Genomic DNA, 12,669 nt, shown 5'->3' with positions numbered 1-12,669 from the left:
GCCGCCGAGTAAACTTGTTTGCTCGGGTATATTAGGCGGGTTCGAACATAGCAGCAATGAGAAGTGATGAAAAAGCATATAAAAGATACAAAAGCAAAAAATGGCGTGCTTTTAGAGAAAGTTTTTTAAAAGAAAATCCGCTTTGCAAAAACTTTGAGGAGTGCCATAACTTTGCTGAACATGTGGACCATATAAAAAGAATAGAAAGCGAAGATGATCCTCTGTTTTATGATAAAAATAATCTGCAGGCTTTATGCAAAAGGTGTCATAGCAGAAAAACAGCAAAAGAAGATGGAGCTTTTGGAAATAAAAAGAAAGATTATTAATAGGATATGATTATGAAAATAGATAGTCAAAAACAATATATACATATAGAACGAGATAATAAAGAAGAACGTATTATTATCGATGCTAAAAATATTAGCAGCGAAGATACTATTTATTTGTTAACAGAGTTTATATACTTTGTAACCAATAAAGAAAATGTACCTGCTGATGGTTTTGTGGATATTATAAAAGATGCGGTAAGATTAAAAACAGAATTAGAAAAAAAGGAATGAATAATGAGAGAAGTAAACTTTATAGAAAATAACGGGGTTTTTGGTATAACTTTTACATCTGATGATAAAGCAGAAGCTAACACTATTATGAATGCTATACAGAGATTTATATTAAAAAATAGCAGCAATGGTAAAAAAGAAAATATTGATTTTTCTGTATGTCCTATAGGTGAGTACAAAGGAACTGTATGGATTCTAATAAATACTATTTCATTAAAACAATATCTTTTAAATTATAATTTGCAAGAAGGATATAGAAATAGAGTTATAGAAGAATTGAAAAAACGAGGTGAATATATTGATGATAACAATATAGAAGAAGTAGAAAAACCAATAAAAGAAATATCAAGGAAAACTGAGCTTGAAAATAAAATACAATCTATAACAAATGGCAGAGCATACAATGAACTGACAGACGAAGAACTTGAGAAAATAATTCCATTAGATAAAGAATTATCAGCTTTATATAATACCACAGAAACTGCAAAACATATTTTACAAGGCAGGAAGTTTAATAAAAGCAGAGAGCTTGAAAATAAAATAACACAGGGCAGAAGACTATCAGAGCTTACTATTGATGAGTTAAAAGAATTGAATAAAGTTACAATGAATGATCATTATAAAGAAGATATACAAAAAGAAATTGATAAAAGAGAAAATAAATCTTTTGAAGAAACATTAAAAGAAAACAATGAGATAATGTCTTTCTCAGAAGATGAAGAACAGTCTAATTATAAAATAATAGATGAAGATGAAGATCCATTAAGTGTAGATACTGATAATATAAATAATTGGGATTTTGATGCAGATGGTGATAAAGTTGATAGCGAAGGCAATAAAATGCTTTTTGATTATTAAAAAGCATTTTATTAAACTTATCGATTTAGAAGAGCCTTATTCATGGGAGTTTAAACAATCTGAAGAAGATAGGGAAAAAATAGATTTAATTATAGAAGAACTTAATAATAAAAACAAGATATATGAATATGATAAATGGAAAGATATAATGAAAGACACTATTATAATATTTGATAATACAAAAGAAAATCAAACCCTGATAAAAACCAAAGGCAGCTATGAAGATATTTTAATAGGATATGCAACACTTATATATCAAACTGCTATAAACACTAAGAAAAAACCTGAAGATGTTGTTTTGGATATATTATATAAAGTCAAAGATAATAAAGAAACTTTGTATAAATATATAAAAAAGAATAAGGGAAATAAAAAATGAATAAATTAAAATCATCTAAATATAAAAATCTGTATAACATATTAAAGAATGTTGCTTATAAACATACAATAGCTAAAGTATTTTATGATTTTATAGCTATGACAGCATTAAATATTGCAATAGGAATAAGTCTTAATATGGAAGATAAGGAAAAAAGAATAGAACAATTTAAAAAAATTGCTGTTGCTTATGATGAAAATGAAATGGAGTTTTTTAATGCATTTAAATTAGGATTAGTAAATGAATACCAGAGTAACAGATATCAGGATGTATTAGGAGTTTTATTTCAAGAACTTGAATTAAAAAATGATTTCAAAGGTCAATTTTTTACACCTTATGAATTATCATACTGTATGAATAAAATTAATTTTGATAAATCATTATTGGAAAGTAAATCTTTTATTTACTGCAATGAACCAGCAGCAGGAAGCGGAGGAATTGTTATAGCTTCATGTCAGATAGTAGAAGAATTAGGCTATAATTATGCAGAAAAATTAATATGGAATATTAATGATTTAGATTTGATGTGTGTATATATGTCATTTATACAATTAAACTTAATAGGAGCTTCTGCTTTAATACAGCATTGCAATACATTAAGTATGGAAGTTTTTGATAGGTTTTATACACTCGGATATATTTTAAATAGATGCGGTGAAAGACTTCGGATAGAAAAAAAGTGCAATAAAATGTTGGAATTAATAAAAGATATATAAACCTTAAATAATAAAAAACGGAGTGTAAAAATGATTTGTGATATATGTAAAAAAAATATAAATGATGATGAGATATTGGAAGGACAAATAAATATTAAATATAAAGATAAAGATGGTATAGAAAAAGAGAAAGAAAAAGAAGGTAAACTTTGTATATCATGCTTAGAAGGTTTATCAAAGTATATGGGTATTCCAATAACGATTGTTTGTGAATATGAGGAGTAATTTATGCTGAAAGGTATTTTTATTAAAAAATATTTAATAAATATAAACTGTATATCAAATATTTATTTTGATGAAAATAAAAAGAGCATAAGGATATTTACTTTAGATAGCGGATTGCCTACAACAATAGAATGTGATTCAGAAGATGAATATAATAAATATTATAATGTTCTAAGCTCATTATTTGATATAGTAGAGATATAAAAAATGATTAAAGCGATTATTAATTATAATGATGTAAATGATGAGTTCAGAAGAATGAATGATATTCTAGGAATATTAAAATATAAATACAAAAATATTAATGTTAGTTATAAAAAAGTAAGAAAGAAAAATGAATTATTTTTAACTATAAATAATGAGAGATTGGAGTGTCATCATAATTTAGGTTTTTATATGCAGGCAGTAGAAAATATATTAAATAATAAGGAGAAAGGTATATGACTTCAGAAAATAAAGCTAATAAATATAAAGCTATTTATAAACGAATAAAAAGGCGTGTTAGATATGATTGGCATAAAAAGATAAGTTATAAAAATGAGATAGATGTTATAGCAAAATTAAAGATATTAGTAAAAATCGGTAAAAAATATAGATGCTTATTATTCAAGAGAGTTTCAAAACTTCCAAGAAAATTAGCACTATCATATAAAAATTATTATAGTAATGCGGAGATATATAAATGATGTATAATTTTTTATCTATATCTTGGCATATACTAGGATTTATATTCTTATTTATTAGTATAGCAAATAAAAATATTATAGGTAAAGCATTTTATTTACTTTGTTTCTTTTTATCAAATATTGCTGCTTTACTTTGTGATATATTAATAAAGCTAAACTTTTAAGCAATGAAATAGGTATAGTAAAATGAAAAAAATAAAAAAAATAACACATTCGGATCTATGCCGTCTTACAGCTAAATATTTTTTGGAAAGTATTGCTTTGATAGAATATAAATGTTTATTAGTGAAGGAAAATCCTGATGTATTAATATTTGATAACTATTCAAATACAACTCTTTATGAAATAAAAACAGATGTAAAAGATTTTAGAAGGGATTTGTTAAAACCACATAGGATAGTTTATAAATTAGATAGTAAAATGCGTATAGAAACTTTTAAATCTTCTATAGGTACAAATAGATATTATGTATGTCCTGAAGGATTAATAAAAAAAGAGGACTTACCTATCGGATGGGGATTAATATGGTATTATGATAATGGTAATTTTAAAATACAGAAAAAAAGCGGTGCATTCAAAATTGATAAAGGACTTGAAAACAGGCTTTTAATTAATACTATAAAAAGAATTAACCATGGCAAATGCAGCAATATTTTAATTAGGGATTATATAGAATATGAATAACATTAATTAATATGGAGTGAAATATAATGAGCGATCATAACATTGTAACATTAATAGGAAGGCTAACTGCTGACCCGCAGCGAAAATATACACAAGGAGGAATGGAAATTGCTGAGTTCTCTATAGCAAACAATTATTATGTAATTACAAAAAACACTACAGAAGTAAATTATTTTGATATAGTAGCTTTTGGAAAATTAGCAGAAACAGTAAGTAAATATCTTATAAAAGGAAAGCAAGTTTTAATATGCGGAACACTAAGGCAGGAAAGATGGCAGGATAAAAATACAAACACTACTAAATCTAAAGTGAGAATAATTATGCAGTCAATGCAGATGCTTGCTGATAAAAAAGATGTGAATAATGCAGTAGAAAATAATAGTCAGGAAGATGATGCCGATAGGCACCTACTCGGTGAGGAGGTACCGTTTTAATAATACATAGTTATAAAAGTTTATATTCTTTTTATTAAATGAAGGCTTTTGTCTTTAATTTAATAAAAAGGTATAAACATGGCTTCTAAAAGCAATAATAAATTAATAGTACAAAACAATAATAATATAATAACAGAAAAACAAGCGGAACTTCTCATTAAGCAAGCTAACTACTTAAATATACTTGACTATATGAAAGAAGAGCAGCTTATTAAACAGATAGATTATGAAATAGAAAAAGAAAACTTTTTTAAGCAATGTTCAAAAACAAAAAGCAATCACACAAAAAGACAATATAGAAACGGACTTAATAAACTAGAGGAATACTGCAAAATGAATAAGAAAAATATTTTATTTATTAAAGCAAGAGAAGCTGATGATTTTATAACGGAAGTCAATTCAAGTGAACTTTCTAATTTAAGTATACGTGCATTAGTTTCTTCATGTTCCTCTTTCTTTTCTTTTTTAGAGAGAAGATATCCGTTTATGAAAAATCCTTTTCGAGGTACAAAAACTCGTCCGCCTGTGAAGAACAAAAAAAGACTTGAAGTCCCAACTAAAAAAGAAATTGAATTAATAATTAAAGATATAGCAGATCCTCTTATAAAAGTGGCCATCATTTTTATAATGGAATGCGGAGTACGTGTTGGTGCTTTACCTAAACTAGAAATAAGAAATAACAAATATTATTCATATTCAAAAGGCAAGGAAATAAGCTGGAAAGTTACAGATAAAGTTATTAAATTATTGGCTAAAGCCCGCAGAGCGAAACAGAATAATCTTTCTTTTAATAATCCTTTCAAAAATAAAAGTTCTGAAGTGATAAGAAACATTTTTTATAGAAGTTCAAAGCGTTTATATCAGCAAGGTAAAATAAAAGCTGCATATTCTATACATGATATAAGGCATTATTTTGCTGTTACTTTATACAAACAAACCAAAGATATAGAACTCATTAGACAGGCATTAAATCATAGCAGTATAGCTATAACAGGAATATACTTAAAAAGTTTGGAGGTAGAATAATGAAAAAAAGATTAGTAGTTTGCAGATTTAATTATAAAGAATATAAGCTATTAAAAAGATTAGCTAAAGAAAATAATATGAGCGTACGTAAGTATATTAAAAAACTTATTTTAGATTATATCAATTAGATACAGTGTTGCGATAATTTATGTTATCGCAACTATATAATAATACTACACAAAGCTTACGCAGAGGTATTATTATTCGTAATGAAACAATTTATTCTCTATTATTGTAGGTATAGATATTTCAAAATTTCCTATTTTTAATTTCTTAGTTATTATTTTAATTCTATCTTCATAAAAAGAATTTGAGCTCATAAAATATATTTCAAAGTTATTAGAAAATTCATCTTCAGTATTATATAAGTTTTTAGCTATTTCATGTTTTTCTCTAGTACTTAAGTCATACTTGATAAATCCTTCTTTACCAACATTAATATATTTACGAAGCATATTTATATCTATAATATAAACTCCAGATCTTTCTGTTCCAGAAAATAAACTATAATTTGTTATAACACATTTAATAATTTTTTTATTTTGAAATGAAATTTTTTTATTTTGAAATTTTTTATTATTTTTTATTAAAAATGTAGTTTTTCTTATTATTTGATCAACCGCTTTATTAATAATAGTTTCATATCTTTGTATTAACTGTGAATTAAATGGATATCTAATACATTTAATTTCAGCTACTATAATTGTATTTTTTGTTTCTAATATAAAATCTATTTCCTCCATCTCTTTTTTAGAAATTTTATATTTACCATGATCTATTTTATAAAAAAATTTTTTTTCAGATAATAGAAGTGTAATTTCATCTACGACAAATTTTTCAAATAGATTTCCTTTTTTATCTTTAAAACAAGTTGTTTTATTATTCATATATTCATCTACAATAAATATAATATTGCCATATTTTATAGGTGTAATTAATAAATGATAAAAATCACCATTTTTTATTAAAGGTTTATTCCAAAAACTAGATTTATTATCATAAGTTAAATATTCTATTATATCATCACAAATATTACTATCTAAATTAGTTATTTTTGTACAATATTCAGATAGTAATTTTTTATTTATTTTAAATAAATAAAAATTGATATTATGCTTTGTATCAGTTATATAATTTGATACATTGTATAGTATATAATCTAATGCAATAAACACTCTGAAAAAATTTAGTGCCATATCATTATAATTTTTATCATAGTAATAATGGTATATTACTAAACTATTTATATATAATTTCATTCTACCTTCTATATACATATTTTTTACCGACTTTTTTTCTATATCAAAAAATATTTCACCAGTCATTTCGTTTATTTTTAAATTTTCTATGTATATGTTATCAAAATAATATATTTTCAAGTTATGAGTATTCATTAGAGAAGATATTAATTTTTCATTAACCTTCAATAAATTAATATATTTTAATATATGAAACTTATCTTTATATTCTATTTTATATTTATAAATACTAACTTCAGATAAAAATGCATTTTCAAAACATATATATTCATAAATAGTTTTTAAAATTAAAAATTTATTATTTTCTCTTACTAGATCAATATTCATATAATTGATAGTAGATGATATTATTTCCTTATTGTTAGTTATATACTTAAATAATTTAAAATTAAAGTCTAAAAGATCTACAGTAGTGTCAATAATATCATTACATGAAAAATAATTATTTTCTAATTTTATATTACTATTTGTCATAGATACCATATTTAATTCTTTTTCATTTTCTAATTTATTTCTATACTGCATAGTGATATCTATGCTATCAGAATTAGCAATTGCTATAAAACTTAAAAATAGACTACTTAATTGTTCATCTGAATATATGTTAGTTATATTTTTTAATTCTTTACAAAAATTAGAGTAACTTTTTTCATTGATAATAATGAATATTAATAAATTTAATTCTTTAATACTAATTTCATTTGTATCTTTAAAAAGCTCTAAAATATTTTCTATACTAGAATCTTTATTAAATATGTTATAATCATATGCTAATTTTGTAATAAGTTTTTCATATTCCATAATGTATTCCCAAAATATTTATTTTATATTAATATATAATTAATAATTATTTTTTCACATTTAACTTCAATTTAATATTATTGAAGTTTATTTCAGGATATTTTTTTTCAATATTATTTAATATATAATTATCTTTAACTTTTATTTCATTACTCATATAAGTTAATTTATCTCTATTTTCTTTTATTAAATCAGCCCAGTTCATTACCCATATTTCAATATTTCCTGTTTTATATAATGGTTCATTATTGCTTATATATATTGCATCATCTTCATTAATACTTGAACCTATTAATATGATTTTAAAATTTACATTTTGTTTACTTATACTACTGGATTTTGATATCTCAGATCCATATCTTTTTACTTGTTCAATTTCTTTATTACCCAATTTAACACTAGGTCTCTTTAATTCTACAACTAATACCTCATGTTTTTTATTAAATTTAAAGTCTGAATAAAAGAATAAATCTGTTATTTTTGTTATATTATCATCTGATTTTATTTCATCAAACTCTTCACAATTATTTTTCATAATATTTGCTCGTAATCGTTCTAAATTTTTTCCTAAATTAGTATCACTTTCTATTATAGCACTACTATAAATATATTGTTCTCCAAATATCCATAAATTTTTCTCTAGTACTTTATGTAACTGTTTACGTTCTAATATATATTTAGATATATCATCACTATAATTAATTTCATGTAAAAAATCTAAAAATGCCATTTTATTAGCAACATTATCAGAAAAAGTTATAACTTCATCTAATTCTGTTTTATCTATTAATTCTTCAAATTGTTTGATGTGTTCTTTTTTTAGCGTATTAATACTATTAATTATTTTTTTTAAATTTGGATTATCTAAACAACCATCTAATAATGGATAAATAATTTTCATCAAATCTTTATTATTAGATGACAATAATTTATATTTATCTTCTATAGAATACGCTATTTGTATAAATGCTATTTCTTTACTTTTAGATGAACTAATATTGTTTTTATATGGATAGTTATCATTTTTTATTAGTTTATCTCTAAAATTAAAATATTCTTCATAATTATTTAAGAAAAAATTTTTGATATCTGTTTCTATTTGATTTAAAAAATTTTTTACATCAATATTCATATCCTTTAAATCTATATTTTCAAATGATTCTACATTTTTATCTATGTATTCAGAATCCACATATATATGCCAACTAACTTCCGATTTTTCTTTATAAGGTATATCCATTTCTATATCAAAATAATTTAATATATTTTTTATATTGTTATTTTCAGTTCTTATACAAAGTACTTTTTCTTCTTTCTTTTTTTTAGACTTATGTTCTATAACATCATATTCTATTGAATAATCGTTATATTGTCTTTCAAATTTGTTTCTATCCAACTGATAGTTTTTAGTATCAATTTTTATACCATTTACAAAAAATTGAATATTTTTATCTAACATTTCTATAGGATACATAGTAAATAATGATAAACCTATATTTTCTGTTTTTAATGCATCACAAATTTTATGTTTTCTACTGTTATAATTTTCATAATCTTTAGTAAATATGTCTCTTACTTCTATAAAAAAATATGTATCCTTTTTTGAATTAAAAATATAACTTTCAAGTTCTACTTCTTTATCTATATATCCATTTTGAAGTTCATTTAAATTTAATGTACATGATGTCTTTGTATAATTATTTAAAATTTTATCATAAGAAACTGTTTCAAAATAAGCAGTTTTACCAAATTGAAAGACTGAAAATCTTCCTGTTCCTTTTCCTTTAGGTTTTATGTCTGTAGCTATTTCTAATATTTTCTTTTGAAAATCACTAAGAGATACACCTTCTCCATCGTCTTTTATTGATAAAGAAGTTATACTATCTTTTATCATTTCACCTTCAGAATCAGATGTCATATTTATTTCTATATTATTTGCAGATGCTTGAATAGAATTATTTATAAGTTCACATAAAGCTAAAAAAGTATTGCTTTTATCTACTAAAGAATTTGTTATTAATCTTCCATTTACTTTTATTAATTTACTTTCTTTTTTTACATACATAATGAATTCCAATACGATAACCTTTATTATCGCAACACCTAATATATATAAATTATTTATTTGTTATATTTTAAATTTCTCCAAAGCACATTTTCTAGCATATTGTCCTATGCTCATTCCTTCTTTTTTTGCGGCTTCTTCAAGCATTTTATTTTCTTCTTCATTTAATCTAAAAGATATTCTATAGCTAGGCTTTTTATCCTTATCATCTTTCTTTTTTCTGCCAGCTCCAATTCTAGCACCACCATGAGTATTTTTTTTATTATCCATTAATTACCTCTTTTAAATAAAAGAACTAAAACTGCTATATTAAGTGATAATGATACTAAAGATAATATTGCATTTATAGTTGTTAACATCTTGACAACTCCTATATTATATATATAATAATAACTATGGAAGTCAGGAGCCAAGTCGGCAAACTCAGCTCCCTTTCGTAAGCTAATAAAAATTATTTTTTAATCTTTATCAGCTTAACCACAATTACGATAAGGGTCATTATATCAATAATTGTAGCTATGAAAGTTAAGACTTCCATAATTATTTCCTCCTTTTATCTAGGATTAATTATATTATAGCATATCTTGAAAAAATGTCAACTATTTTTCAATTAAAATTAATAACTTTTTTTCTTTAACAAAATTATAAGTGATTTATATTTGCTTGGCGGGGGGTGGGGAAAATCTCTACAGGCTTTCAATCGGTGCAACGAGTGGGGAGTCTTTTGTGCATGGCGATAATTTTTTTATTAGGGGGTACTTATAAAATTAGTGATATTATTATAATGTAAAAACGCCTTCAGTTTCATAAATACTTTTAGTATCTTCAAAATGATTTTTAATCACTCTATGAAGAGCCATAATGGAGGCTACAACACCATCTATTCTTTTATATGATCTTCTTCTGTCAGGTTTTACAGGCAAATAATTATCCCTCCCATCCGTTTTTACTTCACAGCAGCTTATCATCCAATTAAGAACTGCATTATTACCATGAAGGAGTTTTCGTTCATCTATAGTTTTTTCAAATAAAGAAGTTCCTTCAGATAAACCGCCGACTGCAAAAGATTGCCTAACCTGTTCCATTTTGAAGCCCTCACTTTCTAAGTGTGTTACTATTTCAATAGCTTTCCAAGGGTCATAAGCTATTTCTATAATTTCAAAATCTTTCGCATCATTTAGTATTGAGGATTCTATAACATCAAAATCTATTATATCACCGCTTGTTAAAGTAATTAAACCTTGCGAAGCCCATAATTCATAAGGCACTCTGTCTTCTTTAGAACGCTGCCTTATATTTTCTTTAGGCATAAAGAAGCGAGGCAGAAGTATATACGGACCATTATCAATAGAATCAAAACATAAAACATAAGCTGCTATATCTCTTGTAGTTGCTAAATCCAAACCGATGCAGGCTTTCCTGCCTTTTAATTCATTTATATTTATATTTTGATGTGAATAAGATTTAATCCATCTGTCAGAAGATATCCAAACTTCACTAGCCTGTGTCCAAACATTCAAGTTTTTTGTAAGTATATCAGTTCTTTGAATAGGTTTATCTAGCCCTTCTAAAAGCCTAGATTTGAGATAACTGTCTTTTACAGAAACATTTATATTAGGATTAGCTTGAAAAATAATTTTATTTATTAATTCTTCCTGCTTAGAAACATCTTCATTTTTATTTAATTTTTCTTTATATTCGGACATAAATACCCAAATATCATTGATGTTGTCAGGCTCATATATTATTGTAAAGTATTCATCATTATTTAATGAACCTTTTAATATTTGCTTTGCATATTCATATTCAGAAAAACACACTGAAGATTTATCAAAACCAGCAGTAGTAATTATAAATACAAGCGGCTGCCTTCTAGCTCCCATTCCAGATTCAAGAACATTTAGTAGTTCATTATCAGGATGTGCATGGTACTCATCTACTATCACTAAATGAGGATTTAATCCGTCTTCAGTGTTGCTGTCCTGTCCAAGCGGTTTGGATTTTGATGCAGTATCTTTTTTCTTTGTAATTGTAGAAGTTTGTTTATATGTAATCGCTTCTTTATTAAGAGCTTTTGCTTTTCTTATTTGCCTTTCGCTTTCGCTCCATGCAATTTTCGCTTGATCTTTTTTAGTAGCTATATAATATATTTCAACTCCAGCCTCTGCAGGACTGTCGCAGAAAAAACAATAATTACCAATGCCAGATGCAAAAGTAGTTTTTCCATTTTTCCTGCTCACTTGAACGTATGCTTTTTTGTAACGTCTGAGTTTATTTTCCTTTCTTCTCCATCCGAATATACTTGCTATTATAAACTGTTCCCAAGGCTCTAGTATAATATTATGATTTGCCCATTCTCCTTTTGTATGTACTAAAGATTGTATAAACATGATAGGACGTTTAGCTTCATTATCATCAAAATAAAAAGGATAATCATTATTTTTTGATTTTTCTATATCGTCCAAATGCCTTTTTACAGATAAAAAAGCAGCTTGACACACTGGCAATTCTTTATTTATAACTTTATTGATATATTCTTCATAGGTATACATTATATTATTTAACCATTTATCATTTTTTCAAGCGGATCATCCTCTTCTATAGTTTCAGGATATGGTACTTTCTTTTTTGAAGCAGGAGTTAAACCAAACTCGGTAAGCATTTTTGTATATGCCGTTATAGCTTTATGATAAGCTAAATATTCTCCCATAGTCTGAGAGTTTTTACCTGATAAATAACCAGCTATAGAACCTCCTTCATTAATCATAGCCTCATAAAGATTCATAGCATCGCCGTAATGAAGACATAAAAGCTCAAAAGCTGATATGTCAGCAGGTCCGAGCATATTTTTTTCGGCAAAGATAGGTGCAAGTTCTTTCCATTTTTTTATAGAATATTTATTAAAATAATTAGGAGGAGCTTGTATTTTATATCTTTTTTTATCATTTTTATTTTGCATAATAGACTCCATTAAAA

The 12,669-nt window shown here is 25.0% G+C and carries 19 protein-coding genes; 14 read left to right on the top strand and 5 right to left on the bottom strand.

Annotated features, from left to right (window positions below; genetic code table 11):
• The first annotated feature begins 56 nt into the window (after positions 1–56).
• The 14 genes from BMUR_RS08615 to BMUR_RS15190 all read left to right on the top strand — a co-directional run bounded on the left by BMUR_RS08615 (position 57) and on the right by BMUR_RS15190 (position 5,696).
• Positions 57–326 (top strand): HNH endonuclease signature motif containing protein, encoded by a 270-nt coding sequence (locus BMUR_RS08615; protein WP_013114187.1) that lies wholly within the window; start codon positions 57–59, stop codon positions 324–326.
• Between the two features lie 12 nt (positions 327–338).
• Positions 339–560 (top strand): hypothetical protein, encoded by a 222-nt coding sequence (locus tag BMUR_RS08610; protein WP_013114186.1) that lies wholly within the window; start codon positions 339–341, stop codon positions 558–560.
• Between the two features lie 3 nt (positions 561–563).
• Positions 564–1,418, top strand: a complete 855-nt coding sequence (locus BMUR_RS08605) for a hypothetical protein (RefSeq protein WP_013114185.1) — start codon at positions 564–566, stop codon at positions 1,416–1,418.
• Complete coding sequence (locus BMUR_RS08600) at positions 1,408–1,797, top strand: hypothetical protein (RefSeq protein WP_013113838.1); 390 nt, start codon at positions 1,408–1,410, stop codon at positions 1,795–1,797. The genes BMUR_RS08605 and BMUR_RS08600 overlap by 11 nt, the downstream gene beginning before the upstream one ends.
• Entirely contained in the window at positions 1,794–2,513 is a 720-nt protein-coding gene (locus tag BMUR_RS08595) for an N-6 DNA methylase (RefSeq protein ID WP_013113837.1), read from the top strand. Before BMUR_RS08600 ends, BMUR_RS08595 begins: the two co-directional genes overlap by 4 nt.
• 30 nt (positions 2,514–2,543) lie before the next feature.
• Complete coding sequence (locus BMUR_RS08590) at positions 2,544–2,738, top strand: hypothetical protein (protein WP_013113836.1); 195 nt, start codon at positions 2,544–2,546, stop codon at positions 2,736–2,738.
• A 3-nt stretch (positions 2,739–2,741) separates the two neighbouring features.
• On the top strand, positions 2,742–2,942 hold the full coding sequence (locus tag BMUR_RS08585) for a hypothetical protein (protein ID WP_013113835.1): 201 nt from the start codon (positions 2,742–2,744) through the stop codon (positions 2,940–2,942).
• Positions 2,943–2,945: 3 nt separating this feature from the next.
• Positions 2,946–3,182: a hypothetical protein gene (locus BMUR_RS08580; protein ID WP_013114183.1), complete on the top strand. Its 237-nt coding sequence runs from the start codon at positions 2,946–2,948 to the stop codon at positions 3,180–3,182.
• Positions 3,179–3,424, top strand: coding sequence for a hypothetical protein (locus BMUR_RS08575; protein ID WP_013114182.1), 246 nt, complete (start codon positions 3,179–3,181; stop codon positions 3,422–3,424). Before BMUR_RS08580 ends, BMUR_RS08575 begins: the two co-directional genes overlap by 4 nt.
• Positions 3,421–3,588 carry a hypothetical protein gene (locus tag BMUR_RS08570; protein WP_013114181.1) on the top strand — a complete coding sequence of 56 codons (168 nt, stop codon included), beginning with the start codon at positions 3,421–3,423 and terminating at the stop codon, positions 3,586–3,588. The genes BMUR_RS08575 and BMUR_RS08570 overlap by 4 nt, the downstream gene beginning before the upstream one ends.
• 22 nt (positions 3,589–3,610) lie before the next feature.
• A complete protein-coding gene (locus tag BMUR_RS08565) occupies positions 3,611–4,108 on the top strand; it encodes a hypothetical protein (RefSeq protein ID WP_013114180.1) in 498 nt (165 codons plus the stop codon).
• Positions 4,109–4,134: 26 nt separating this feature from the next.
• Positions 4,135–4,542 carry a single-stranded DNA-binding protein gene (locus tag BMUR_RS08560; protein ID WP_013113831.1) on the top strand — a complete coding sequence of 136 codons (408 nt, stop codon included), beginning with the start codon at positions 4,135–4,137 and terminating at the stop codon, positions 4,540–4,542.
• Positions 4,543–4,620: 78 nt separating this feature from the next.
• Positions 4,621–5,568, top strand: a complete 948-nt coding sequence (locus BMUR_RS08555; RefSeq protein ID WP_013113830.1) for a tyrosine-type recombinase/integrase — start codon at positions 4,621–4,623, stop codon at positions 5,566–5,568.
• Positions 5,568–5,696, top strand: coding sequence for a hypothetical protein (locus BMUR_RS15190; RefSeq protein WP_008729085.1), 129 nt, complete (start codon positions 5,568–5,570; stop codon positions 5,694–5,696). The genes BMUR_RS08555 and BMUR_RS15190 overlap by 1 nt, the downstream gene beginning before the upstream one ends.
• 72 nt (positions 5,697–5,768) lie before the next feature.
• Here the strand turns inward: BMUR_RS15190 and BMUR_RS08550 are convergent, their stop codons facing one another.
• The 5 genes from BMUR_RS08550 to BMUR_RS08530 form a co-directional block, all read right to left on the bottom strand.
• Complete coding sequence (locus tag BMUR_RS08550) at positions 5,769–7,628, bottom strand: NERD domain-containing protein (RefSeq protein ID WP_013114179.1); 1,860 nt, start codon at positions 7,626–7,628, stop codon at positions 5,769–5,771.
• Between the two features lie 46 nt (positions 7,629–7,674).
• Positions 7,675–9,693: an ATP-binding protein gene (locus tag BMUR_RS08545; RefSeq protein WP_013114178.1), complete on the bottom strand. Its 2,019-nt coding sequence runs from the start codon at positions 9,691–9,693 to the stop codon at positions 7,675–7,677.
• Positions 9,694–9,756: 63 nt separating this feature from the next.
• Positions 9,757–9,963: a DUF6290 family protein gene (locus tag BMUR_RS08540; RefSeq protein ID WP_013113827.1), complete on the bottom strand. Its 207-nt coding sequence runs from the start codon at positions 9,961–9,963 to the stop codon at positions 9,757–9,759.
• Between the two features lie 509 nt (positions 9,964–10,472).
• A complete protein-coding gene (locus tag BMUR_RS08535; RefSeq protein WP_013113826.1) occupies positions 10,473–12,245 on the bottom strand; it encodes a terminase large subunit in 1,773 nt (590 codons plus the stop codon).
• An 8-nt stretch (positions 12,246–12,253) separates the two neighbouring features.
• Positions 12,254–12,652 carry a P27 family phage terminase small subunit gene (locus tag BMUR_RS08530; RefSeq protein ID WP_013113825.1) on the bottom strand — a complete coding sequence of 133 codons (399 nt, stop codon included), beginning with the start codon at positions 12,650–12,652 and terminating at the stop codon, positions 12,254–12,256.
• Positions 12,653–12,669: the final 17 nt, after the last annotated feature.

Origin of the sequence: Brachyspira murdochii DSM 12563, from assembly GCF_000092845.1 — a bacterium.
In the GTDB taxonomy this organism is placed as follows: domain Bacteria; phylum Spirochaetota; class Brachyspiria; order Brachyspirales; family Brachyspiraceae; genus Brachyspira; species Brachyspira murdochii.
Note: the sequence above shows the minus strand (reverse complement) of the source record. Positions and strands in the feature narration are given on the sequence as shown.

Excerpts from the sequence above, each read along its gene's own strand:
- BMUR_RS08565 (WP_013114180.1), top strand. The coding sequence starts at position 3,611 with ATGAAAAAAATAAAAAAAATAACACATTCGGATCTATGCCGTCTTACA.
- BMUR_RS08615 (WP_013114187.1), top strand. The coding sequence starts at position 57 with ATGAGAAGTGATGAAAAAGCATATAAAAGATACAAAAGCAAAAAATGG.
- BMUR_RS08605 (WP_013114185.1), top strand. The coding sequence starts at position 564 with ATGAGAGAAGTAAACTTTATAGAAAATAACGGGGTTTTTGGTATAACT.
- BMUR_RS08535 (WP_013113826.1), bottom strand. The coding sequence starts at position 12,245 with ATGTATACCTATGAAGAATATATCAATAAAGTTATAAATAAAGAATTG.
- BMUR_RS08555 (WP_013113830.1), top strand. The coding sequence starts at position 4,621 with ATGGCTTCTAAAAGCAATAATAAATTAATAGTACAAAACAATAATAAT.
- BMUR_RS08595 (WP_013113837.1), top strand. The coding sequence starts at position 1,794 with ATGAATAAATTAAAATCATCTAAATATAAAAATCTGTATAACATATTA.
- BMUR_RS08560 (WP_013113831.1), top strand. The coding sequence starts at position 4,135 with ATGAGCGATCATAACATTGTAACATTAATAGGAAGGCTAACTGCTGAC.
- BMUR_RS08575 (WP_013114182.1), top strand. The coding sequence starts at position 3,179 with ATGACTTCAGAAAATAAAGCTAATAAATATAAAGCTATTTATAAACGA.
- BMUR_RS08570 (WP_013114181.1), top strand. The coding sequence starts at position 3,421 with ATGATGTATAATTTTTTATCTATATCTTGGCATATACTAGGATTTATA.
- BMUR_RS08580 (WP_013114183.1), top strand. The coding sequence starts at position 2,946 with ATGATTAAAGCGATTATTAATTATAATGATGTAAATGATGAGTTCAGA.
- BMUR_RS08540 (WP_013113827.1), bottom strand. The coding sequence starts at position 9,963 with ATGGATAATAAAAAAAATACTCATGGTGGTGCTAGAATTGGAGCTGGC.
- BMUR_RS08550 (WP_013114179.1), bottom strand. The coding sequence starts at position 7,628 with ATGGAATATGAAAAACTTATTACAAAATTAGCATATGATTATAACATA.
- BMUR_RS08545 (WP_013114178.1), bottom strand. The coding sequence starts at position 9,693 with ATGTATGTAAAAAAAGAAAGTAAATTAATAAAAGTAAATGGAAGATTA.
- BMUR_RS15190 (WP_008729085.1), top strand. The coding sequence starts at position 5,568 with ATGAAAAAAAGATTAGTAGTTTGCAGATTTAATTATAAAGAATATAAG.
- BMUR_RS08610 (WP_013114186.1), top strand. The coding sequence starts at position 339 with ATGAAAATAGATAGTCAAAAACAATATATACATATAGAACGAGATAAT.
- BMUR_RS08530 (WP_013113825.1), bottom strand. The coding sequence starts at position 12,652 with ATGCAAAATAAAAATGATAAAAAAAGATATAAAATACAAGCTCCTCCT.
- BMUR_RS08585 (WP_013113835.1), top strand. The coding sequence starts at position 2,742 with ATGCTGAAAGGTATTTTTATTAAAAAATATTTAATAAATATAAACTGT.
- BMUR_RS08590 (WP_013113836.1), top strand. The coding sequence starts at position 2,544 with ATGATTTGTGATATATGTAAAAAAAATATAAATGATGATGAGATATTG.